Source organism: Meridianimarinicoccus marinus, from assembly GCF_040689105.1.
Taxonomy (GTDB): domain Bacteria; phylum Pseudomonadota; class Alphaproteobacteria; order Rhodobacterales; family Rhodobacteraceae; genus Meridianimarinicoccus; species Meridianimarinicoccus marinus.
Map to the genome: position 1 here is coordinate 1 of NZ_JBFBVU010000105.1, position 340 is coordinate 340.

Genomic DNA, 340 nt, shown 5'->3' on the forward strand with positions numbered 1-340 from the left:
ATTCGTCGGGCAAACAGTCCCCCGGACTGTTTGCTGACCCTCCTCATTCCTTGATCCGCTGTTCCAACGCGGCCTGGCCGGGCCGATGAGACTTGATCACCGCGCAGGCCCGGCGGATCGACACCTGCCAATCCAACCGCATCTCATCGACCAGCGTCCTCTTCCGGGCAGGCCTCAGAGCTTTCGCTTGATGACGTCCTGCAGCATCTCCTTGTCCAGAGACAGGTCTGCCACGATCTTCTTCAGTCGCGCATTCTCCTGCTCCTGACCCGCACCGGGTTTGCCGGAGGCTCCAACTCCTGAGTAGGATGGAGCATCATGACAAAGACAACGAACAAGT

1 pseudogene is annotated in these 340 nt (G+C 59.4%); it reads right to left on the minus strand.

Features of this window, described 5'->3' with window-relative positions:
- Window positions 1-46: 46 nt before the first annotated feature.
- Window positions 47-264, minus strand: a pseudogene (locus tag AB0T83_RS20380) (IS3 family transposase); the annotation flags it as partial.
- Between the last annotated feature and the right edge of the window lie 76 nt (window positions 265-340).